We start from the raw sequence: 19,891 nt of genomic DNA, 5'->3' as shown, positions 1-19,891 counted from the left end.
AGCGGCGTCGGTGACAGCGGCGCCACTTCAGGTGACGGGCTCACCTGATCTCGGATTGAATGGTCTCGTGTCCATCAGTGAATCACAATCGTTTTCAATTGTCTACTGGTGCCACTCCGGAAGGTGGCATGTGAAAATGGTCTCGTGACCAACCGCTTGAGTGTCGCCTCGACCCTGACCTACAATGCAGCCGTGTCCACCATCCAGGACGTCGCCCGGCTGGCCGGCGTCTCCCCCACCACTGCCAAACGCGCCCTGAAGGAACCCGACAAACTCACGCCCGACACGCTCGCGCGTGTCCAGCAGGCCATCGCGCAGCTGCACTACGAGCCCGACCAGCGCGCCGGGAGCCTGCGCGGCGGCCAGAGCACCACCGTCGGGCTGGTCGTCGGCTCGATCCTCGAACCCTTCTTCGCGCAGTTCGCCCGCACCGCCTCGCACGTCCTGGCGGACGCGGGCTACACCCTGATCATCAGCGAGAACGAGTACAGCGCCCAGCGCGAACTCCAGGAACTGAGGCGGCTGTACGGCCTGCGCGTGGCCGGCGTCATGCTGCGCCCCGGCTACGGCCAGGACAGCCAGGAGTACCTCGCGCGGCTGCGCTCACGCGGCGTGGCCATCACCGAGTACGACTACCGCCCCCCCCACCACGACGAACCCAGCGTGATGCTCGACAACCCGGGCGCCGTGCGGCAGGCGGTCACGCACCTGCACGCGCTGGGCCACCGCCGCATCGCCGCGCTGGGCACCTACCACCCGGTCATCCACCCGGAGGAACGCAGCCGCGCCTTCCCGGAGATCATGAACGCACTGGGCCTGACCGTCCCCGCCGAGTACCAGCGCGTGACCCTGCTCACCGAGGACACCGCCTACGCCCTCACGAACGACCTGCTCGACCTGCCCGAGCCGCCCACCGCGCTGATCGCCCTGACCGGCACGCAGGCGTCCGGAGCGTACCGCGCGCTGCGCGAACGCGGGGTGCGCCTGCCGGACGACATCAGCCTCGTCGCCTTCGACAACTACCCCTGGACCAGCCTCGTGGACCCGCCCATCACGGTGCTCGAGCAGCCGGTGAAGACCATGGCCGAACAGGCCGCCGCGCTGATGCTCGCGCAGCTCGGACACGGGACGGTCACGCAGCGGCACGTGGTGCTGGGCGCACGGCTGATCGAGCGGGGCAGCACCGCCCCGCCCGCGCGGTCCTGACCGGAAACCGTTTACCGCTCCCCGGCCCGGGCCGCCCCAGCCTGGCCGGCCGCCATCCGGTCGGCCCAGGCGTGCAGGAACGCGCCCAGTTCCGCCTGCGTGTCCACGCGCGCGTCGGCGTGGGGGGCCAGCAGCGGCAGGTCCCCCACCTGCACGCCGAACGCCGCGACCTCCAGCATCGCCTGATCGTTGTCACTGTCCCCGAACGCCACGGTGCGGTCATGCGGGACGCCCAGCGCGTCCGCGATCAGCGTGAGCGCCGCGCCCTTGTGCGCTCCCTGCGGCGTGACCGTCAGGAAGTGCGGGTAGGGCGCCTGCGCGCCGGTCAGGACCAGATGCGGGTGCCCCTCACGCAGGCGCCCGGCCAGTCCCGCCACGTCCGGGTGGTAGTACCCGGCCTTCAGGATGCCCGCGCGCGGCGCGTCCGCCAGCGGCCGGAACGACCGCGCCAACATCCAGGGTTCGGGCTCTGCGCCGGGCGGCAGGTCCACGTACAGCGTCTCGGCGGTGAACAGCACCACCCGCGCGCCCGGCAGCTCGTGCGCCAGCACCGCCTCCAGATCCGCGTCGGTGAAACTGGCCTCCTGGTGCAGGTCGTCCCCGACGAGCACCCGCCCGCCGTTGTTCGTGGCGACCGCGTGCGGCTGCATGGCGTCCCGCACCGCGCCGGGCGGCGTGTCGCGCCCCGTGATGATCGCCAGCTGCACCCCCAGGGCCCGCAGGCGACCCAGGGCGGCCACCACGTCGGGCGCGGCGGCGCGGCCCGCGTCGGGAATCAGCGTGCCGTCCAGGTCGAAGGCCATCAGCAGAGGGAGCGTGGTCGGGGCGTTCTCGGGCAGGTTCACGCCGGGCAGCGTAGCAACCGCACCCGCACCCCCGCCAGGACACCGGGCACATCCGCTGGACACCCGGCGCGCAGCGCCGCGCCCGCCAGCGCCGGGTGCGCGCCCACCCGGATGAACAGCCCGGCGTGAGGGAGCATCGCGGCGTCCGCCGGGCCGTCCCCGGCCGCCACGACCCGCGCGCGGAGCACACCCAGGTGGGCCGTCAGGTGACGCAGCGCCGCGCCCTTGTCGGCGCCGGCCCGCACCAGCACCAGCCGGGTGGACCGCTCGCGGATCAGCCCCGTGCCGGGCAGCGCCGCCCAGCGGGCCGCCAGGACGTCCAGCCGCGCGGGCTCATCGCCCCGCACGATCTTCAGCACCGCGCGCGCCTGCGGCCAGGACGTCTCGAATCCCGGCTGGGGGCCGCGCACGATCCCGCCCGGGTCGGCCGTGCCCAGTAGGGTCTTCCCTACCCGCCGGTCGGCCAGTGGAATGGCCTCGGTGGCGACGCGGACCGTTGCTTCCGGCAGGAACCACGACCACAGCGCCTGTCCCGCCTGCTCCACCCACGCCCCGTAACAGCGGGTCACCGTGTGCAGCGGCCAGCCCTGCACCTCGGGCGGCACGCGGCCCCGCGCCGTCAGCAGCGCCAGATGCGCGCCCGCCCCGGCCCAGGCGCGCAGTTCATCACTCAGGCCGGGGGGCACCTCACCCTGAGGGCCGAGCAGGGTGCCGTCAAGGTCCAGGGCCAGCAGCGCGGTGGGGGGCACGTCCGCACGTTACCGGCTGACCGCGCGGCGCGGGTAGGCAAAGGAGCGCGCCGCCCCCGGACATCCGGGGGCGGCGCGGCGGCCAGGGCCTTACTCCTCGCTCTTGGCGTTCGCGGCCGTCTTGGCGGCGGCGTCCTTCATCACGCGGCTGCGGTCGCTCTTGATGCGGGCAGCCTTGCCGCGCAGTTCGCGCAGGTAGTACAGCTTGGCGCGGCGGACCTTACCGCGCTCCAGCACGCTGATCTTGGCGACCAGGGGGCTGTTGAAGGGGAACACGCGCTCCACGCCTTCACCGAAGCTGATCTTGCGGACGGTGAAGCTCTTGCGGCTGCCGGTGCCGTTGATGGCGATCACGACGCCCTCGAAGGCCTGGTTGCGGGTGCGGTTGCCTTCGACGACCTTCGTTTCCACGCGGACGGTGTCGCCGGGGCGGAACTCGGGCAGGTCGGCCTTCAGGTGGGGCTGCTCGACGGCGCGCAGGATGGCGCCACGGTTCACTTTGATTGCGTGCTGCATGGTTTGCTCCTTCGGGCAGCGGACCGTCCCACCGTCCCGCTGTCTGCGGGCAGAGACGTTCGTGCTCCTGATGAACTGGTCGCCTGGGCAGACGACCGAACTGTAGAAGTATACGGGCCGCCTCTGCCGGGGGCAAGTGCGGCAGGAGTCACGTTCAGCGGCGGGCCAGACACGGCAGTCTGGGCAACATGACAGCCGTCGAAGATGCAGCCCAACAGGTCGCGCAGGTGCGCGAAGCGTCCCTGAAACAGCGCCGCCGCGTGGCGGAGGTGCGCGCCCGCGAGCACGTGGGGGCCGCCGGGTGGGCGCAGACGAGCGCGCTGGACGCCATCATCCGCGCCGGCCGGGAGGGGCTGGCCGCGACCGACGCGCTGCGCGAGGTGGTGCAGGTCACGACCGAGCAGCTGCGCGCCCTGCCGTTCGGGGCGGGCGGTGAGGCCCGCTCGGCGCAGGAGGAGGCGCTGCGCCACATCCTGGAAAGCGGCGAGGCGCAGATCACGGCGGCCCACGCGCTGGACGAACTGGTCTGCACGGCGCTGGACGAGGTGGCCCGCACGCCCGTCGGCGAGGTGAACGTGCGCCGCCTGGAGGGCATCCACGCGCGCGTGCGCGAGCAGATGCAGGCCCTGACGACCCTGATGCAGGCCGCGCAGGTGCAGGCCGACACGCTGGAACAGGTCGCGCAGCTCGAGCGCGTGAGCGCCGAGTACCACGACCGGGTCGCCACCCTGGGCCGCCTGAACGCCGAGCAGGAGGCGCAGGTGCTGGGGCAGGCGGGCGAGCATTTGGTCGAGCGGCTGGCGGAACTGGACGAGGCCGCGCCGCAGCAGGTGGACGCCCTGACCCGCATCGGTGAGGCCGTCGCGGAGAAACTGACCGAGACCGGCGCGGCCCCCGCGCAGCAGGCGCAGGCGCTGGAGGACCTGGCGCAGCTCATGGAGGAGAAGGCCGGGCAGCTGCGCAAGGCCTGAGCAGGTCACGCGCAGGGGAGGGCCGCGCGGCCCTCCCCTGTGCCGTACGGGTTCCGGGTCAGGCGGGCGTGGGCACCCAGAACCGCAGGATGGGCTTGGGGTGGTCCGGGACCACGAACTGGCCTTCCAGCACGCCGCCGTTCTTCTCGATGGTGCGGCGCGAGCCGGTGTTGTCCGCGTCGCAGGTCACGAGGGCCGACTCGATGCCCAGCTGCCGGGCGCGGCGCAGCGATCCGGCGAGGATGCGGGTGGCGTGCCCCTGGCGGCGGGCGCCCGGGCGGACCTCGTAGCCGATGTGACCGCCGAATTCGCGCAGGCGGGCGTTCAGGGTGTGGCGGATGCTGGCGCGGCCCAGGTATGTGTCCCCGTCCACGAGCCACAGGGGCTCGGAGTGCACGAAGCCCTCGGGGAGGGCGTGACCGGGTTCGAAGCGGCGCAGGTGAGCCAGGAAGGCCGGGAAGTCACGCTCCATGTCGGCCACGTCGAAGCTGAGGGTGTCGCCCAGACCGCTGCCGGTGGCCTGCGCCTCGCGCACGGCGTCCAGGAAGCTCGCTTTGAACTGCTCGGAGGGGGGCACCAGGTCCATACCTCACCCTAGGGCGCCCCACCGCGTCTGCCCTGAGCCAGATGGCGCAGCGCCCACTCCTGGCGTCCGGGCCGTACGGACGGGCTCGACCAGCGCGGGGCGCAGGATTCACCACGCCGCGTGGTCAATACCGGGCAGACTCCCGCCCAGGGCACGTTAAAAGGCCGCCGTGCGGACGTACAATCGCCGCATGACCGCCTCCCCCTTCGCCGTCCGGGATCTCGGCGTGACGCCGTACCGGGACGCCTGGGACCTCCAGAAAACCCTGCACGCACAGGTGGCCGCCGGGGACGCCCCGCCCACCCTCCTGCTCGTGGAACACCCGCCCGTCCTCACGCTGGGCCGCAAGGCCCGCGAGGGCACCAACATCATCGTCACCCGCGACTACCTGAAGGCGCAGGGCATCGAGGTGCTGGAGGTCGAACGCGGCGGGGACGTCACCTACCACGGCCCCGGCCAGCTTGTCGCGTACGCCATCTTCCCCGTCGGCCGCCGGGTCGCGGACTTCCTGCGCCTGCTCGAACAGGCGACCATCACGGCCCTGCACGACCTGGGCCTGGAGGACGCCCGGCCCAACCCCGGCTACGCGGGCGTGTACGTCACCGAGCGGGACGTGAACGGCCTGACGTACGATCAGAAGATCGCGTCGTTCGGCGTCGCGGTACAGCGGCACGTGGCCCTGCACGGCCTCGCCCTGAACGTGAACGCGAACCTACAGCACTTCGACCTGATCGTCCCGTGCGGCCTGACGCAGACGCACATGACCAGCGTGCAGCGCGAGTACGACCTGCGCGGCCTGAACAGAGCGGCCAGCATGCAGACAGCCAAAGACGCCCTGACGCGCGCCTTCCACACCACCTTCGCCCAGTACGACTGGACGCTGCCCACCCCCGCGGCAGCCGGGAGCTGAACCCATGACCCAAGAGAACGCCAAGGAACCCAAGTTCATCAAGAACGGCATCTACCGCAAAGACAGCGTCCCGGTCCGCGACAAGAAACCCGAGTGGCTGAAAGTCACCATCCCGACGGGTCAGGTCTTCACCGAAGTCCGCAAGATCGTCAAGGAACACCGCCTGCACACCGTGTGCGAGGAAGCCATGTGCCCCAACATCGGCGAATGCTGGAGCCGCGGCACCGCTACGTTCATGCTCATGGGCCACATCTGCACCCGCGCCTGCCGCTTCTGCGCCGTGGACACCGGCAACCCCATGGGCAAACTCGACCTCGACGAACCCCGGGGCGTCGCCGAGAGCGTCCAGCTCATGGGCCTCAAGTACGTCGTGCTGACCAGCGTGGACCGCGACGACCTGCCGGACGGCGGCGCGTACCACTTCGCCAAGACCGTCCAGGCCATCAAGAAACTCAACCCCGAGACGCGCGTCGAGGCCCTCACGCCCGACTTCGGCGGGAACACCCACTGCGTCGATCTGGTGCTCGACAGCGGCGTGGACACCTACGCGCAGAACCTCGAAACGGTCCGCCGCCTCACCCACCCCGTCCGCGACATCCGCGCCGACTACGACCAGACCCTGAAGGTCCTCGCGCACGCCAAGCAGGCCCGCCCCGACGTCATCACCAAGACCAGCATCATGCTCGGCCTGGGCGAAACCCGCGAGGAACTCCGCGAGACCATGCGCGACTGCCGCGCCGCCGGCGTGGACGTCCTGACCTTCGGGCAGTACCTGCGCCCCACCATGCACCACCTGCCCGTCGAACGCTACGTCTCCCCCGCCGAATTCGACGAGATCCGCGAGGAAGCCATGAGCCTCGGCTTCCTGGAAGTCGTCAGCGGCCCCCTGGTCCGCAGCTCCTACAAGGCCGAGCAGATCGTCATGGACCGCCCCGGCACCCTGCCCGAGCACCTCGCGCACCTCGGCGAGGGCAGCGAACTCAGCCTGATCTGAGTTAGGGCGCACGTCATATGGGGACCGGGCATCCACTCCCGGTCCCTATGCTTTGGATATGTCCTCCACCCCCATGAGCGTGAACCGGCTAGAACTGCTGAAATTCATGAATTCCGGCGATCTGGCAGCCAACGGGCACCACACTGGAATGACGGGGCTGATCGGTGAACCGCTGGCTGTCGGACTGATCCTTCACTACCTACGCCAAAAAAACTCGAATGCGGCTCTGATCAGCACAAAGGTCACGACCGGGGCGAAGAGAGGCCCCAGACTCGACGCCTGGATTGACGACGGCAACGGCACCCTGTACCAGACCGAGATCAAGATGTGGGGTGGTAACGCCATCGGCGGCGTCTATCTCGCGCCGGACACGTCTCACGAGCAGCTCCGCGAGATCGGCCAGCGACAGTGGCACCGGTGGATCTGGGATCAGGAGAACACGAGGTTTCAGGAAGCACTCGTGCAGAAAGTCCTGACGCCCATGCAGCGGCCCGCCGGTTATGACGGCAAAAGGTACCGGGTCGAGCCGCTGCTGTGCCTGTGGTGGCTCGTTCACCCCGACGATACGGACACCAGTTGGACCACCGTGCCACTGCCGCAGGGATCGCCATTCAAGCAGGTGCACGTCTTCTCGCTGACCCGGTACCTAATGAGCTTAGAGGAAGACGTGCTGCACCTCGAACTTCCCCTTCTCGAACAGCGGTTCGCGTGGCTGGACCGCATCTTCCCCGACCCTCCTAGTCCGTAATGCCCCCGTAACAGGCAGCGCCGACCCTGTGGGCAGGAGGTTTCACCATGACCACCCCCCTGCTCGTGAAGGACGCCATGCACGCCCGCGCCGTCACCCTCTTCCCCCACAGCACCCTGACGGACGCCGTGGTCACCATGCAGGAACTGCGCGTCAAGCGCCTGCCGGTGGTGCAGGACGGCCGCGTGGTCGGGATCGTGACGGACGGCGAGGTGCGCCGCGCGCTGCCCACCCTGAGCGAGGGCCTCACCCCGTGGGCGTTCACGGACCGCGTGGGGCGCGTGCGGGCGCGGGACATCATGCGTCACCCGGTGCTGACGGTCACGCCCGACGCGCCCCTGACGGCGGCGCTGCGGCTGATGCTGGACCGGCGCGTGGGGGGCCTGCCCGTCGTGGACGAGGACGGCGAGCTGCGCGGCATGCTGACCCTGACGGACGTCCTGCGGGCCGAGGGCCGCGCCGCGCGGCTGCACTGGGGCGCGGTGGATCAGCACATGACCAGGGGCGTCGTGACCGTCACGCCCGGCACGCCCGCCAGCGAGGCCGCCGCCACGCTGAAGATCACGCGCCTGCACGTCCTGCCTGTCGTGCAGGGCACCCAGCTGCGCGGCGTGCTGCACGAGAAGGACCTCACGGCCGCCGTGGACCGCGCTGGGGCGACCCACGGACCCACCGTCCTGGCCGACCAGTTCTTTCTGAACGGCCTGACCGCCGCGGACCTGATGCGCCCCCCCACCGGGTACGTCACCGAGAGCGTCCCCATGCGTGACGCGCTGACCCGCATGCTGAACCTGGACGTGCACGGCCTGCCGGTCATCACGGAGGATGGGGACCTGCTGGGCGTCGTGACGATCAGCGACGTGATCCGCACCGTGCTGGGCGAGAGCGTGGGCACAGGCGGGGCGACCACCTAGACCTGCGATGGACTGAACGAAAGAACCCCGTCAGTGACGGGGTTTCTGTTCTTGGTGCGGATGCCCAGACTTGAACTGGGGACCTCACGCTTATCAGGCGTGCGCTCTAACCAGCTGAGCTACACCCGCGCACCTGTTGTTGTTTGCGCTGTCCTCTCGGGCAGGCGGGCATAAATGTATCAGGGGGTCTTCACCCTGTCAACACCTGTTGCCGCCGGGTGCCTCAGCGGGGCCAGAGGGTGGCGGGGCCGCCGGGGGTGATGGTGGCGTGCGTGTCCAGTGCGTAGCGGTCGGTCATGCCGCTGAGGTAGTCGCAGGTGGCGCGCGGCTGGCCTTCGCTGGCGGCCAGGGCGCGGTAGGTGGGCGGGAGCATGCTGGGGCGGTTCATCAGGGCGTGGTACAGGCTCTGGAGGACCTGGGTGGCCTGTTCCACCTGCATCTCGACCCGCCAGTGGCGGTAGAGGTGCTCGCGCAGGAAGGTGCCCGCATCGCGCAGCAGGGCGCGCATGTCGGGGCTGTACGTGATGAGGCGGGTGGGCTGCGCGCGGACCTCGGCGGGGGTGGTGACGCCGCTCTCCTTGATGCTGGCGTGGCTGGCGTGCGTGAGGTCCTTGATCAGCCACCCGAGCAGCTGGCGGTGCAGGGTGCGGCGGCCCTGTTCGCTCAGGTCGTGGCCGTGCACGCCGGCGCGGCGGGTGAGTTCGGCCCACAGGGGCAGCCCGGTCAGCTGTGCGGGGGTGATCAGGCCGCTGCGCAGGCCGTCGTCGAGGTCGTGCGCGGTGTACGCCAGGGCGTCGGCGGCGTCCACGAGCTGCGCTTCCAGGCTGGGTTGGCCCAGGCCCGCGCGGTGGTGTTTGTTCAGGCCGTCCAGGGTGTCGTGCGTGAGGTTCAGGCCCGGGTACTCGCTCTTGGGGTGTTCGAGCAGCGTGACGATGCGCCGCGCCTGGAGGTTGTGGTTGAAGCCGCCCTCATCGGCCAGCAGCTGGTTCAGGACGCGTTCCCCGGCGTGCCCGAACGGGGGGTGGCCGAGGTCGTGGGCCAGGGCGATGGTCTCGGAGAGCGTCTCGTTCAGGCCGAGGCTCAGGGCGACGCTGCGGGCGACCTGCTGGACCTCCAGGGTGTGGGTCAGGCGGGTGCGGTAGTGGTCCCCGGCGGCCGAGAGGAACACCTGCGTCTTGGCTTCCAGGCGGCGGAAGGCGGTGGTGTGCAGCACCCGGTCGCGGTCCTTCTGGAAGGCAGTGCGGGTCTCGCTTTCGTCTTCTGCGTGTTCGCGTCCGCCGTGGTCGCGGCTGAGGGTGGCGTAGGGGGCCAGCGTGGCGGCCTCGCGCGCTTCCAGGTCCGGGCGGGTGAACATGGGCGCAGTCTATGACCGCCCCGGGTGTGGGGGCGGGTGCATTACAGTTGCCGGAAGATGAGCGGCGAGACGACGGGTGAGACGAGGGTGGTGTATGACGGGCGGATCGTGCGCCTGGAACTCCTGGACGGCAAGTGGGAGGTGGTGCGGCACGCGGACGCGGTGGCGGTGCTGGCCCTGAACGGAGCCGGGGAGATGCTGCTGGTCCGCCAGGAGCGGCGCGCGGTGGGTGCGTTCACCGTAGAGGCCCCGGCCGGGCTGATTGACGCTGGCGAGACGCCCGAGCAGGCCGCGCGGCGCGAGTTGCAGGAGGAGGCGGGCCTGGACGGCGACGTGACGCTGATCACGCGCTTCTATTCCAGTCCGGGTTTCTGCGACGAGTTCCTGCATGTGTTCGAGGCGACGAACCTGCGCGAGAGCAAGCTGCCGCATGACGAGGACGAGGAGGGGATCGAGGTGCTGTGGCTGCCGCCCGCACAGGTCCTGGCGGGGCTGCGGGACGGGTCGCTGGTGGGCAGCGCGTCCACGGTGGCGGCCGCCATGCACGCCGTGATCCTGCTCGCGGGCCGCCCGGGGAGCGCGTGAAGACGTACGTGTCGCCCGGCCAGCGCCCGGACACCGCCACGGTGGTCGCGGTCGGGTCGTTTGACGGGGTGCACCTGGGGCATCAGGCGCTCATCGCGCAGCTGAAGGCCAAGGCGCGCGAGCACCGGGTGCCCAGCGTGGTGTACACCTTCGATCCGCCCACGCGGGTCCTGACGCAGGGCGTGGAGTTCCTGTCCACCCTCCCGGAGAAGCTGGACCTGCTGGCCCGCTACGGCGTGGACGAGACCATCGCGGCGGCCTTCACGCCGGAGTTCGCGTCCCGCCCGAAGGAGGCGTTCCTGGATGACCTGCGCCTGCTGCGCCCGCGCGCGATCGTCGTCGGGGAGGACTTCCACTTCGGGCGGGGGCGCGCCGGGAGAGCCGCGGACCTGCGCGAGGTCGCGCCGGAGGTGGTCGTGGTGCCCATTCACGGCCTGAGCGGCGAGGACATCAAGAGCACCCGCGTGCGCGAGTACCTCAAGAGCGGCGACGTGGACGGCGCGCGCCGCCTGCTGGGCCGCCACTACGACGCGCAGGGCGTCGTCGTGCAGGGCGACCAGCTGGGGCGCACGATCGGCTGGCCCACCGCGAACATCCGCGTGCCGGACGGCAAGGCCCTGCCGCTGGGCGTGTTCGCGGTCGTGGCGGTCGGGGATCACGGGCGATGGCACGGCATGGCGAACGTGGGCTTCCGCCCCACCGTGAACGGTCAGGACCGCCGCTTCGAGGTGCACCTGTTCGACTTCAGCGGCGACCTGTACGGCCAGGAGTTGCAGGTCAAGTTCTTCACGCACCTGCGCGGCGAGCAGAAATTCTCGGGCCTGGACGAACTCAAAGCCCAGATTGCCCGCGACGCGCAGGCCGCCCGCGACGCCCTGAAAGACGTCCGGTAAACGTGCTGCGCCGACTGAGGGGTTAGCCGACCGAGGGGCCCCTCAGTTCACCGTGAAGTTGCTGATGGTCCACTCGCCGAAGCCGTCCATGATGCCCTCGTCGCCAAGGCCGGACGCGAAGCGGGTGGGGTAGCCGTAGGCGGAGTCGAAGGTCTGCCGGACGATGGGGCAGGGGGCTTTCGCCTGGGCCTTCAGGGTGGCGGCCATCTCGTCGAAGCGGGCGTCCATGGTGCGCGCGGACAGGGCGGGGTTCACGGTGCCTTCCTGCCCGGGGGCCAGGGCGGTGCGGGTCACGCGGCCGCCGCTGACCGTGACGCGGGTGCCGGGGAACAGGACGGGCGCGGCGATCTGGTTCACGTCGTAGGTGTAGTTCGCGGGGCGCCGGCTGGCCCACAGGGCGCGGGCCTGGGTCAGCTGGGCGGTCAGGGCCCGGAAGTCCGGGCGGACATACCCGGCGCGGCAGCCGAAGGGGGCGGTGGTCTGGGAAGCCGGGTTCAGCGGCGCGGTGCCGCCCCCGGCCAGCGCGGCGCTGCCCAGGGCGGCGGCCAGCAGGCCCGTGACGAGAGGACGCAGGGGAAGACGGACGCGGGTGGGGGTCATGTGGGCAGCGTACGGGCCGAACCTGACGGCCGGCTGAGAAGGGCTCCGGTTGAACGGTTCGCTCAACCGTTCACTCCGAGCGGATGCGAGTTGGAGCAGGGCAGGTTCCGGACGCGGAATAGACAGTCCGGTGTCCTTCCGGGCTGTACATGAAGCAGAGGGAACCTGCCCGAGAGGCGGGGGTGGTGAGGGTTGCGGTGCGCCGGGGCGGGTGGGGCGTACCCTGGGCGGCATGAGCATGGACGCCCTCTCCCCTGTTTCGTCCCCCGAGTCCTCCGCCGAGTTGCCGGCGGTGCTGGACCTGGGGTACTCGTTCTGCCCGAACGACACGTTCATCTTTCACGCGCTGCATGCGGGGCTGGTGCAGGGGCCGCTGCCGGTGCGCGAGGTACTGGAGGACGTGCAGACCCTGAACGAGTGGGCCGTGGCGGGGCGGCTGCCGATGACGAAGATCAGTTACCGCGCGTACTTCGAGGTGATGGACCGGTACGTGGCGCTGCGCGCGGGCGGGGCGCTGGGGCGGGGCGTGGGGCCGCTGGTCGTGACGCGCGGGGACGTGCAGGACCTGAACGGGCGCACGGTGGCGTCGCCGGGCGCGCTGACCACGGCGGAGTTGCTGCTGCGGCTGGTGTTCCCGGGGGTGAACGTGGTGCGGATGCGCTACGACGAGGTGATGCCCGCCGTGCAGCGCGGCGAGTTCGGGGGACAGCCCATCGACGCGGGCCTGATCATTCACGAGTCGCGCTTCACCTTCCACGAGTACGGCCTGACCCGCCTGCTCGACCTGGGCGCGTGGTGGGAGGGAGAAACGGGGCTGCCGCTCCCGCTGGGTGCGATCCTGGTGCGCCGCGACCTGCCGCACGACGTGCAGCGCGGCCTGAACGCGGCGGTGCGGGCCAGCCTGGAGTATGCGTACGCGCACCCGGACGCGGCCCGCGCGTACATCCGCGAGCACGCGCTGGAGATGTCGGACGAGGTGATGCAGGCGCATATCGACCTGTACGTGAACCCCTTCAGCCTGGACGTGGGCGAGGAGGGCGAGCGGGCCGTGCGGGAACTGCACCGCCGCGCGGTGGAGGTCGGGGCGACCCGTCCCTCGGCATGGCCGCTGTTTGTGGAGTGACGGGGGGCGCGGGCTCATGAGGGGCTTCCTGATCTGACCTTGGGACGAACCTGAAGGGAGCTTCACAAGGTGGGGCTTCCCCCGTTTGGGGGCGGTCAGGGTCTGGGATGGTGGGCTCGTTCGACCGAAGCCGGCCGGTTCCTGACAGGCGCGCCCCTGGCGCCGCCGGGGTACTTTCCCCTGCCGCGCAGTCCCACGAGGTTCCCCCATGAAACGTACCCTGACCACCCTGACTGCCTTACTGGCCACCGCCGCTCTCGCCGGGGGTGCCCAGGGGCAGACCGTGCCCGACCGCGGCACCGTGACCGTGAACGGCTCGACCGTGTTCTACAAGGCGACCGGCAGCGGGCAGCCGCTGCTGCTCATCCACGGGTACCCGCTGAGCGGCGAGCTGTTCAAGAACAACCGCGCGCTGCTCGCCCGGAACTTCCGCGTGATCACCGTGGACCTGCCCGGCTTCGGCATGAGCCGCGCCCCGAGCGCGGACGCCAGCATCGAGAACTACGCCAGCACCGTGCTGGGGGTCATGGACGCCCTGAAACTGAATCAGGTCGTGGCGGGCGGCATGAGCATGGGCGGCATGACGCTGTTCCAGATGTACAAGATGGCCCCCGAGCGCTTCAAGGGCCTGATCTTCATCGACACGACCGCCGATCCCAGCGGCGTGGCCGAGAAGGCCAACTGGCTGGGCACCGGGCAGCAGGCCCAGGAGAAGGGCGTCGCCAGCCTCGTGGACATCCTGATGCCGCGCATGCTGACCGGCGAGAGCCGCATGAAGATGCCCAATCAGGTCATGCACCTGGGCAGCCTCGTGAAGCAGGCCAGCCTGAACGGCGCCGTGGGCGGCGCGGCGGCCCTGGCCAACCGCCCGGACGCGAACCCGATCCTGCCGACCATCCGGGTACCCACCCTGTACCTGTTCGGCGCGGAGGACAACCTCACCCCGCCCGAGGTCGCCATGAAGATGCAGATGAACACCCCGGGCAGCCGACTCGTGCTGATCCCCGGCGCCGGGCACGCCGCCACCTTCGAGAAGGCCGACGCGGCGGCGCGCGCCATGAACGACTTCGCCCTCAGCCTGCGCTGAGACCCCACCCTGCCTGTGGCGCGCCCGGATCAGTGCCGGTGCGCGCCGCCCTCTCACTTTCCGGAGGTCACCCATGAAGACCCTGACCCACCTGCTGGGCCTCGCCGCGCTGCTGAGCGCGGCCGCCACGGCGCAGACCGCCCCCCCCACCCCCCGGCCCATCTCGCCGGGCGAGCCGCCCGTCACCGTCACCGCGACCCGCAACGAACCCACGCCGCTGGAATTCACGGCCGACAAGCTCGCGCGCCTGACCGTCCCCGCCGGGTTCACCCTGAAGGTCATGGCGACCGGGCTGGGCAACGCCCGCATGCTGCACGTCATGCCCGACGGCGGCATCTACCTGTCGCGCCGCGCCCAGGGGGACGTGTGGTACCTCAAGGACACCGACCGTGACGGCCTGATCAGCGCGGCCGAGCGGCGGCAGGTGGCGCAGAACATGAAGCTGGCGCACGGCATGGACGTGAAGGACGGCCGGCTGTACGTGGTGGGCGAGAAGACCATCTGGGTCATGGACATGGCGCGCGACGGGTCGCTCAGCGTGCCGCGCGTGTTCGCCGACGGCTTCCCGGACGCCGGACAGCACCCGGCCCGCAGCCTGAAATGGGGCCCCGACGGATTCCTGTACGCCAGCTTCGGCTCGACGAACAACGACGCGCCTACCCCCAACCCCGAGGAGGCCACCCTGCTGCGCATCAGCCCCGACGGCAAGACCCGCGAGGTGTACGCACGCGGCCTGCGTCACACCATCGGCTTCGGCTGGCACCCCCTGAGCGGCGTGCTGTACGGCGCGGACCAGGGCAGCGACTGGCACGGCGACAACATCCCCCCCGAGGAGATCAACGTCATTCAGCGCGGGAAGAACTACGGCTGGCCCTTCTGCTACGGCGACCGGCAGCCCGACCCGTACGTGAACGTGGGGAACATCCCCGGGAAGATCACCAAGGCCGAGTACTGCGCGGGGACGCAGGGCAGCGTCCTGAACTACACGGCGCACGCGGCGGCCATCGCCATGAACTACTACACCGGCACGCAGTTCCCCGCCGACTACCGCAACGACGCGTTCATCGCCTACCGCGGCTCGTGGAACCGCACCGAACCCAGCGGCTACGAGATCGCCCGCGTGGTGTTCGACGCGCAGAACCGCCCGCAGTCCATCGAGCCCTTCGTGACCGGCTTCGTCTTCCAGGACGGCGACGTCTGGAAGCAGTTCGGGCGGGTGGCGGGGGTCGCCACGTACACCGACGGCAGCCTGCTGTTCACCGACGACCAGAGCGGCGTCATCTACCGCGTGATGTACACGGGAGGAAACTGACATGCGGCATCTGATCACGGCAGGGCTTCTGGGTGGCGCGGCACTGGGCGGCGCACTGCTGGGCAGCGTGGGCCTCGCGGGGGGGGCTGGCATGCCCATGGCGCCGGCCGCTGCTCCGGCTTCCACGCCGCTGCGGGCCACGGCCGCCCTGCGCGACGCTGCCGGGCAGGTGCTGGGCACCGCCACCTTCGAGCAGCAGGGCGCGGGCGTGACTGTCCGCGTGCGCGTGAGCGGCCTGACACCCGGTCAGCACGGCATGCACGTGCATGAGTTCGGGCGCTGCACCCCAGGCGTGGACGCCGCGACGAACACGGTCGTGCCGTTCGGCGGGGCGGGCGGGCACTTCGATCCCGGCATGAGCCGCAACCATGACAGCCCCCAGACCGACAACCGCGCCGGGCACGGCGGGGACCTCCCGATGCTGACCGTCGGCGCGGACGGCACCGGCCAGGCGAGCTTCACCACCATGAAACTCAGCCTGAGCGGTATGGCCGGCGTCCTGAACCGCTCGCTGGTCATCCACGCCCAGCCGGACGACTACCGGAGTGACCCGGCCGGCATGACGGGCGCGCGGGAACGCTGCGGCGTGATCACACGTGAGAGCTTCAGCGTGCGCGACTACCCGCTGCCCGGCCCGCAGGACTTCCCCGAAGGGGTCGCCGTCGATGCGGCGCGCGGCGTGGCCTACACGGGCAGCGCGGCCAGCGGCACGATCTACGCCGTGAACCTCGCCAGCGGCGCCGTATCGAAGTTCGCCGAGGGCGGCGGCCAGGGCCGCGCCACGGCGCTGGGCCTGAAGGTGGACGCGCAGGGCCGCGTGTGGGCGGCGGGCGGCGCGAGCGGTACCGTCAGCGTCCTGCGCCCCGACGGCTTCCCGGTCGCGATCCTGAACACCCCGAAGTCCCCGAACGCGTACGTGAACGACCTGACGCCCGCGCCGGACGGGAACGTGTACGTGACGGATTCCAGCCGCCCCGTGATTTTCCGGGTCACGCCCGACCTGAAACTCAGCGCCTGGCTGGACCTTGACGGCACACCCATCCGTTACGCGCCGGGCATCAACCTGAACGGGATCGTGGCCACCCCGGACGGGCGGGCGCTGCTGACCGTGCAGCTGAACACCGGCGACCTGTGGCGCATCGACCTGCGCACGAAGGCCGTGCGGCGCGTCATGGGCGGCCTGACCCGCGGTGACGGGCTGCTGCTCGACGGGCGGACGCTGTACGTGGTGCGCAACGCCGAACAGGTGATCACGAAGGTCGCCCTGAACGCCGACTACACTGCCGGGCAGGTCGTGGCCGAGGAACCCCTGATGGGCCTGCGCTTCCCCACCACCCTCGCGGCGATCGGCGGCGATCTGATCGTCGCGCAGGGCCAGCTCGACAAACTGCAGGGCGGCACGCCCGAAACGCCGTTCAAGCTGACCCGATTCAAGAAATTCTAAACCCGGCACCCCGGCTGGAGGTCGGCTGGCACGTATGGCCGCCGACCCCCGCCGCTGCCGGGTGAGGATTGTAAGGAAGTGCTGACGGCCCGTACGGTACGCTGTGCGGGTGACCAAGCAAGCAGCGCCAGCCGTTCCGGCCATCGAGGTCCGGGGGCTGCACAAGTCCTACGGTGCCACCACCGTCCTGGAGGACGTGAACCTGACCGTCACGTCCGGAGAGGTCTACGCCCTGACCGGCCCGAACGGCGCCGGCAAGACCAGCCTGATCCGCACCGTGACCGGCCTCGCCTTTCCGTCCGCCGGGGACGTCCGCCTGCTGGGCCGCGACGTCCACGCCGACGGGCAGCGCGCCCGCGCGTACCTGGGGGCGGTGGTGGAGGCCCCGGCCAAGTTCTACCCGCAGTTCACGGGCACCCAGAACCTCCAGATTCACGCGAACCTGTCCGCCATGGCGCCGGGCGGCCGCAAGATCGGCCGCGACCGGATCCGCGAGGTGCTGGCGCTGCTCGAACTGACCCGCATGGCCGATCGCCGCGTCGGGGAGTACTCGCTGGGCCAGCGGCAGCGCCTGGGGGTGGCGAGCGCCATCCTGGCCGAACCGAAGGTGCTCATCCTGGATGAACCGACCAGCGGCCTCGACCCCCTGGGCATCGGGCTGATCCACCGGATCGTGACCAGTCTCGCGACCAGCGGCTGCGCGGTCGTGCTCAGCACCCACCACCTGCGCGAGATCGCCACCTACGCCCACACGGTCGGCATCCTGACCGGCGGGCGGCTGGTGGACACCGTGGATCTGCGCTCGCGGCAGGCGGCCTACCGCTTCCGGGTGGACGACCCGGTCGGCGCGGCCGCCGTCCTCGAACGCCTGCCCTTCGTGCGGCGCGTGAGCACCCGCACCCCCTACGCGATCGCGCACCTGGGCGGCGAGTCCCGGGTGCCCGACGCGCTCGCCCACCTGCACAGCGAGGGCATCCGGGTCTTCGAGGCCAGCCCGGATCACTTCGACCTGTACGAGTACTACCGCGAACGCGTGGAGCAAGCCTGATGACCAGCACCCTGCCGACCGGGGGTCACGCATGCTGACCCTGCTCAACCTGGAATTCCGCAAGCTGTTCGGGGCGCGCAGCGTCCGGCTGGCCCTGCTGGTCACGCTGCTGCTGCCGCTGTTGTGGACGTTCGCGCCGCGCCTGGATCAGCTGTTCACGCCCGGCCAGGCCGCCGATCTGGTCAGCGGCTGGCAACTGCCCTTCATCAGCATCTTCATGAGCATCCAGTTCCTGCTGCCGCTGTTCATCGCCGTGATGGCCGCCGAGATGATCGGGGCCGAGGTGGCGCACGGCACCCTGGCGCCGCTGCTGCTGCGCCCGGTCGACCGCACCCGGGTGATTCTCAGCAAGCTGATCGTGGCCGTCACCTACCCCTTCGTGCTGCTGTTCACGACCCTGCTGGGTTCCCTGATCGCGGGCCTGCCGCTGGGCTTCGGGACCTTCAACGGCGGCACCGGTTTCGACGCCGCGAACCTGGTCGGGGTGGGGGTGCTCAGCAGTCAGGCCGCGTTCCTGGAGGTGCTGCGCGGCACGCTGCTGGCCGGGGTGTCGCTGATGCCGATTGCCGCGCTGGCCCTGCTGTTCGGCATCCTGTACCTGAACACGGCCGCCGCCGCGCTGGCGACCTTCGCCACGCTGATCGTCATGCGGCTGTTCGTGGTGCTGCCGCAGGCGGTGCAGCCCATCCTGCTCACCTCCTACTTCGACCTGTTCATGCGCAGCCAGCAGGGCAGCATCGGCAAGGACCTGATCCTGCTGCTGATCTACACGGCGGGCTTCGGCCTGCTGAGCATCCTGGCCTTCGACCGGCGCGACGTGTAACGCGTCGCCACGCGGCAGACGAGGGGCGCCCGGCCGGATCGGGTGCCCCTCAGCTGTGGCAGCAGCGGACGGCGCGCCGCGCTACAGTGCCTGCGCCTGTTCCAGCGGGCCACCCAAGGAGGTCTTCCGATATGCGTCATCCTGCTCTGTTCCTCACCCTGGCCCTGTCCGCCGTCATCCCCGCCGCGCACGCCGCGACCGTGCAGCCGAAAGCGCAGCAGCTCGCGGTGTTCAAGGTCGCCGCGCTCGCCCGCGCGAACGTCACCCCGGTCAGCCTGCGCGCCTCGGGCGTCCCGGCCGAGACGGTCACGATTCCCGCCGATTACCTGTACAAACGCGACCTGCGCGTGCAGGCCTACGATCTCGACGCGTTCCTGAAGGCGCGCATCCCGAATGTGGCCGAACTGGCCGCGCAGGGCGCGCAGGTGATGTTCTGGTGCCGTGACGGGTACGCCCCGACGGCGAAACTGGCCGACGTCCTGGGACACGGCGGGCTGCTCGCCGTGGCGGACGCCGACGCCCCCGCCGGGGTGCAGTGGCCCGACGCGCCGTACAAGACGACGGTCCTGAAAGCCCCGGAGATCGGGAACTACGTCGTGTGGCGCGCGGCGCAGTTCCCGGCCAAGCCCCAGCCGTGGGGCCTGGAGACGATCTATATCCTGCCTGCGGGCGCCACGCTGAAGAAGTAACGCCCCCGCCCCGTCCGCCACCCGGTCGCCGGGCGGCGGACATTCCGTCGGGCGCCCATGCTCTAGCCTGCGCGCATGACGGCTCCCATCTCCCTGAACGCGGGCGGCAGCCTGTACGACCGGATCGGTCCGGACGCGCTGGCGGTCCTCGTCACGCGGTTCTACGCGCACGTGGCGCAGGACCCGCAGCTCACGCCGATCTTCCCGGACGACCTGGCGGTCACCGCCGAGAAGCAGCTGGCGTTCCCGACCGGCTTCCTGGGCGGCCCGCCGCTGTACCACGAACGCTACGGCCACCCGCGGCTGCGGGCGCGGCACCTGCCGTTCGAGATCACCCCGGCGCGCGCGCGGGCGTGGCTGGCCTGCATGAACGCGGCCCTGCGCGACACGCCGCAGATCGGCGCGGACGACGCGCGGGAACTGTACGCGGCGCTGTCGCGCGTGGCGGTGCACATGGTGAACGCGCAGGACCACCCCGCCTCCTGACCCGGAGG

General features: G+C 70.7%; 22 protein-coding genes and 1 tRNA gene. 16 read left to right on the top strand and 7 right to left on the bottom strand.

Going from position 1 to position 19,891, the window contains the following annotated elements:
• Positions 1–144 precede the first annotated feature (144 nt).
• Positions 145–1,206 carry a LacI family DNA-binding transcriptional regulator gene (locus AUC44_RS04315; protein WP_231724523.1) on the top strand — a complete coding sequence of 354 codons (1,062 nt, stop codon included), beginning with the start codon at positions 145–147 and terminating at the stop codon, positions 1,204–1,206.
• A gap of 11 nt (positions 1,207–1,217) precedes the next feature.
• On the opposite strand, the gene AUC44_RS04310 is transcribed toward AUC44_RS04315, so the two are convergent.
• From AUC44_RS04310 to rplS, 3 genes are all read right to left on the bottom strand, one after another.
• Complete coding sequence (locus AUC44_RS04310; protein WP_335338680.1) at positions 1,218–2,051, bottom strand: HAD family hydrolase; 834 nt, start codon at positions 2,049–2,051, stop codon at positions 1,218–1,220.
• Positions 2,048–2,800, bottom strand: coding sequence for an HAD family hydrolase (locus AUC44_RS04305; RefSeq protein ID WP_062157545.1), 753 nt, complete (start codon positions 2,798–2,800; stop codon positions 2,048–2,050). Before AUC44_RS04305 ends, AUC44_RS04310 begins: the two co-directional genes overlap by 4 nt.
• A 90-nt stretch (positions 2,801–2,890) precedes the next feature.
• Positions 2,891–3,316 (bottom strand): 50S ribosomal protein L19, encoded by a 426-nt coding sequence (gene rplS, locus AUC44_RS04300; protein WP_062157544.1) that lies wholly within the window; start codon positions 3,314–3,316, stop codon positions 2,891–2,893.
• A 188-nt stretch (positions 3,317–3,504) separates the two neighbouring features.
• On the opposite strand from rplS, the gene AUC44_RS04295 reads away from it, so the two are divergent.
• Positions 3,505–4,287: a hypothetical protein gene (locus AUC44_RS04295; protein ID WP_062157543.1), complete on the top strand. Its 783-nt coding sequence runs from the start codon at positions 3,505–3,507 to the stop codon at positions 4,285–4,287.
• A gap of 58 nt (positions 4,288–4,345) precedes the next feature.
• Here AUC44_RS04295 and AUC44_RS04290 read toward each other — a convergent pair whose 3' ends face one another.
• The gene (locus AUC44_RS04290; protein ID WP_062157542.1) at positions 4,346–4,873 is read right to left on the bottom strand and encodes a GNAT family N-acetyltransferase; all 528 of its coding nucleotides are present in this window, start codon (positions 4,871–4,873) and stop codon (positions 4,346–4,348) included.
• Positions 4,874–5,063: 190 nt separating this feature from the next.
• Between AUC44_RS04290 and lipB the strand changes: the two genes are divergently transcribed.
• Genes lipB through AUC44_RS04270 form a run of 4 tightly spaced genes read left to right on the top strand, consistent with a single transcriptional unit; the run spans position 5,064 to position 8,439 of the window.
• The gene (gene lipB, locus AUC44_RS04285) at positions 5,064–5,783 is read left to right on the top strand and encodes a lipoyl(octanoyl) transferase LipB (protein ID WP_062157541.1); all 720 of its coding nucleotides are present in this window, start codon (positions 5,064–5,066) and stop codon (positions 5,781–5,783) included.
• A 4-nt stretch (positions 5,784–5,787) separates the two neighbouring features.
• The gene (gene lipA, locus AUC44_RS04280; protein ID WP_062157540.1) at positions 5,788–6,777 is read left to right on the top strand and encodes a lipoyl synthase; all 990 of its coding nucleotides are present in this window, start codon (positions 5,788–5,790) and stop codon (positions 6,775–6,777) included.
• 58 nt (positions 6,778–6,835) lie between these two features.
• Positions 6,836–7,525: a hypothetical protein gene (locus AUC44_RS04275; RefSeq protein WP_062157539.1), complete on the top strand. Its 690-nt coding sequence runs from the start codon at positions 6,836–6,838 to the stop codon at positions 7,523–7,525.
• A gap of 47 nt (positions 7,526–7,572) precedes the next feature.
• Positions 7,573–8,439: a CBS domain-containing protein gene (locus AUC44_RS04270; RefSeq protein WP_062157538.1), complete on the top strand. Its 867-nt coding sequence runs from the start codon at positions 7,573–7,575 to the stop codon at positions 8,437–8,439.
• A 52-nt stretch (positions 8,440–8,491) separates the two neighbouring features.
• Here the strand turns inward: AUC44_RS04270 and AUC44_RS04265 are convergent.
• Both AUC44_RS04265 and dgt read right to left on the bottom strand, forming a co-directional pair.
• Positions 8,492–8,568 (bottom strand) — tRNA-Ile (locus AUC44_RS04265).
• Positions 8,569–8,662: 94 nt separating this feature from the next.
• Complete coding sequence (gene dgt / locus AUC44_RS04260; protein WP_062157537.1) at positions 8,663–9,793, bottom strand: dGTP triphosphohydrolase; 1,131 nt, start codon at positions 9,791–9,793, stop codon at positions 8,663–8,665.
• 57 nt (positions 9,794–9,850) lie between these two features.
• Here dgt and AUC44_RS04255 point away from each other — a divergent pair, with 57 nt between their 5' ends.
• A complete protein-coding gene (locus AUC44_RS04255; protein WP_062157536.1) occupies positions 9,851–10,378 on the top strand; it encodes an NUDIX domain-containing protein in 528 nt (175 codons plus the stop codon).
• Entirely contained in the window at positions 10,375–11,271 is an 897-nt protein-coding gene (gene ribF, locus AUC44_RS04250; protein ID WP_062157535.1) for a riboflavin biosynthesis protein RibF, read from the top strand. The genes AUC44_RS04255 and ribF overlap by 4 nt, the downstream gene beginning before the upstream one ends.
• Before the next feature lie 42 nt (positions 11,272–11,313).
• Here ribF and AUC44_RS04245 read toward each other — a convergent pair whose 3' ends face one another.
• The gene (locus tag AUC44_RS04245; RefSeq protein WP_062157534.1) at positions 11,314–11,871 is read right to left on the bottom strand and encodes a DUF6174 domain-containing protein; all 558 of its coding nucleotides are present in this window, start codon (positions 11,869–11,871) and stop codon (positions 11,314–11,316) included.
• A gap of 238 nt (positions 11,872–12,109) precedes the next feature.
• Here AUC44_RS04245 and AUC44_RS04240 point away from each other — a divergent pair, with 238 nt between their 5' ends.
• The 8 genes from AUC44_RS04240 to AUC44_RS04205 all read left to right on the top strand — a co-directional run bounded on the left by AUC44_RS04240 (position 12,110) and on the right by AUC44_RS04205 (position 19,883).
• Positions 12,110–12,994 (top strand): 1,4-dihydroxy-6-naphthoate synthase, encoded by an 885-nt coding sequence (locus AUC44_RS04240; protein ID WP_062159675.1) that lies wholly within the window; start codon positions 12,110–12,112, stop codon positions 12,992–12,994.
• A 208-nt stretch (positions 12,995–13,202) separates the two neighbouring features.
• Entirely contained in the window at positions 13,203–14,081 is an 879-nt protein-coding gene (locus AUC44_RS04235) for an alpha/beta fold hydrolase (RefSeq protein WP_062157533.1), read from the top strand.
• 73 nt (positions 14,082–14,154) lie between these two features.
• Positions 14,155–15,393, top strand: coding sequence for a PQQ-dependent sugar dehydrogenase (locus AUC44_RS04230; protein ID WP_062157532.1), 1,239 nt, complete (start codon positions 14,155–14,157; stop codon positions 15,391–15,393).
• A gap of 1 nt (position 15,394) precedes the next feature.
• Complete coding sequence (locus AUC44_RS04225) at positions 15,395–16,837, top strand: superoxide dismutase family protein (RefSeq protein WP_062157531.1); 1,443 nt, start codon at positions 15,395–15,397, stop codon at positions 16,835–16,837.
• Positions 16,838–16,946: 109 nt separating this feature from the next.
• A complete protein-coding gene (locus AUC44_RS04220) occupies positions 16,947–17,885 on the top strand; it encodes an ABC transporter ATP-binding protein (protein ID WP_062157530.1) in 939 nt (312 codons plus the stop codon).
• A 31-nt stretch (positions 17,886–17,916) separates the two neighbouring features.
• Complete coding sequence (locus AUC44_RS04215) at positions 17,917–18,708, top strand: ABC transporter permease (protein WP_062157529.1); 792 nt, start codon at positions 17,917–17,919, stop codon at positions 18,706–18,708.
• A 131-nt stretch (positions 18,709–18,839) separates the two neighbouring features.
• Positions 18,840–19,397 carry a hypothetical protein gene (locus tag AUC44_RS04210; protein WP_062157528.1) on the top strand — a complete coding sequence of 186 codons (558 nt, stop codon included), beginning with the start codon at positions 18,840–18,842 and terminating at the stop codon, positions 19,395–19,397.
• 75 nt (positions 19,398–19,472) lie between these two features.
• Positions 19,473–19,883 (top strand): globin domain-containing protein, encoded by a 411-nt coding sequence (locus tag AUC44_RS04205; protein ID WP_062157527.1) that lies wholly within the window; start codon positions 19,473–19,475, stop codon positions 19,881–19,883.
• The last annotated feature ends 8 nt before the right edge of the window (positions 19,884–19,891 follow it).

The organism is Deinococcus actinosclerus (assembly GCF_001507665.1).
Classification (GTDB): Bacteria; Deinococcota; Deinococci; order Deinococcales; family Deinococcaceae; genus Deinococcus; species Deinococcus actinosclerus.
This window is presented reverse-complemented; position numbering and strand designations above follow the sequence as displayed.

What these genes read in the sequence shown, in the direction of transcription:
- AUC44_RS04235 (WP_062157533.1), top strand. Translation starts at nt 13,203, where the DNA reads ATGAAACGTACCCTGACCACCCTGACTGCCTTACTGGCCACCGCCGCT.
- AUC44_RS04205 (WP_062157527.1), top strand. Translation starts at nt 19,473, where the DNA reads ATGACGGCTCCCATCTCCCTGAACGCGGGCGGCAGCCTGTACGACCGG.
- AUC44_RS04295 (WP_062157543.1), top strand. Translation starts at nt 3,505, where the DNA reads ATGACAGCCGTCGAAGATGCAGCCCAACAGGTCGCGCAGGTGCGCGAA.
- dgt (WP_062157537.1), bottom strand. Translation starts at nt 9,793, where the DNA reads ATGTTCACCCGCCCGGACCTGGAAGCGCGCGAGGCCGCCACGCTGGCC.
- AUC44_RS04215 (WP_062157529.1), top strand. Translation starts at nt 17,917, where the DNA reads ATGCTGACCCTGCTCAACCTGGAATTCCGCAAGCTGTTCGGGGCGCGC.
- AUC44_RS04240 (WP_062159675.1), top strand. Translation starts at nt 12,110, where the DNA reads ATGGACGCCCTCTCCCCTGTTTCGTCCCCCGAGTCCTCCGCCGAGTTG.
- AUC44_RS04245 (WP_062157534.1), bottom strand. Translation starts at nt 11,871, where the DNA reads ATGACCCCCACCCGCGTCCGTCTTCCCCTGCGTCCTCTCGTCACGGGC.
- AUC44_RS04275 (WP_062157539.1), top strand. Translation starts at nt 6,836, where the DNA reads ATGTCCTCCACCCCCATGAGCGTGAACCGGCTAGAACTGCTGAAATTC.
- AUC44_RS04225 (WP_062157531.1), top strand. Translation starts at nt 15,395, where the DNA reads ATGCGGCATCTGATCACGGCAGGGCTTCTGGGTGGCGCGGCACTGGGC.
- AUC44_RS04230 (WP_062157532.1), top strand. Translation starts at nt 14,155, where the DNA reads ATGAAGACCCTGACCCACCTGCTGGGCCTCGCCGCGCTGCTGAGCGCG.
- rplS (WP_062157544.1), bottom strand. Translation starts at nt 3,316, where the DNA reads ATGCAGCACGCAATCAAAGTGAACCGTGGCGCCATCCTGCGCGCCGTC.
- AUC44_RS04290 (WP_062157542.1), bottom strand. Translation starts at nt 4,873, where the DNA reads ATGGACCTGGTGCCCCCCTCCGAGCAGTTCAAAGCGAGCTTCCTGGAC.
- lipB (WP_062157541.1), top strand. Translation starts at nt 5,064, where the DNA reads ATGACCGCCTCCCCCTTCGCCGTCCGGGATCTCGGCGTGACGCCGTAC.
- lipA (WP_062157540.1), top strand. Translation starts at nt 5,788, where the DNA reads ATGACCCAAGAGAACGCCAAGGAACCCAAGTTCATCAAGAACGGCATC.
- AUC44_RS04210 (WP_062157528.1), top strand. Translation starts at nt 18,840, where the DNA reads ATGCGTCATCCTGCTCTGTTCCTCACCCTGGCCCTGTCCGCCGTCATC.
- AUC44_RS04255 (WP_062157536.1), top strand. Translation starts at nt 9,851, where the DNA reads ATGAGCGGCGAGACGACGGGTGAGACGAGGGTGGTGTATGACGGGCGG.
- AUC44_RS04270 (WP_062157538.1), top strand. Translation starts at nt 7,573, where the DNA reads ATGACCACCCCCCTGCTCGTGAAGGACGCCATGCACGCCCGCGCCGTC.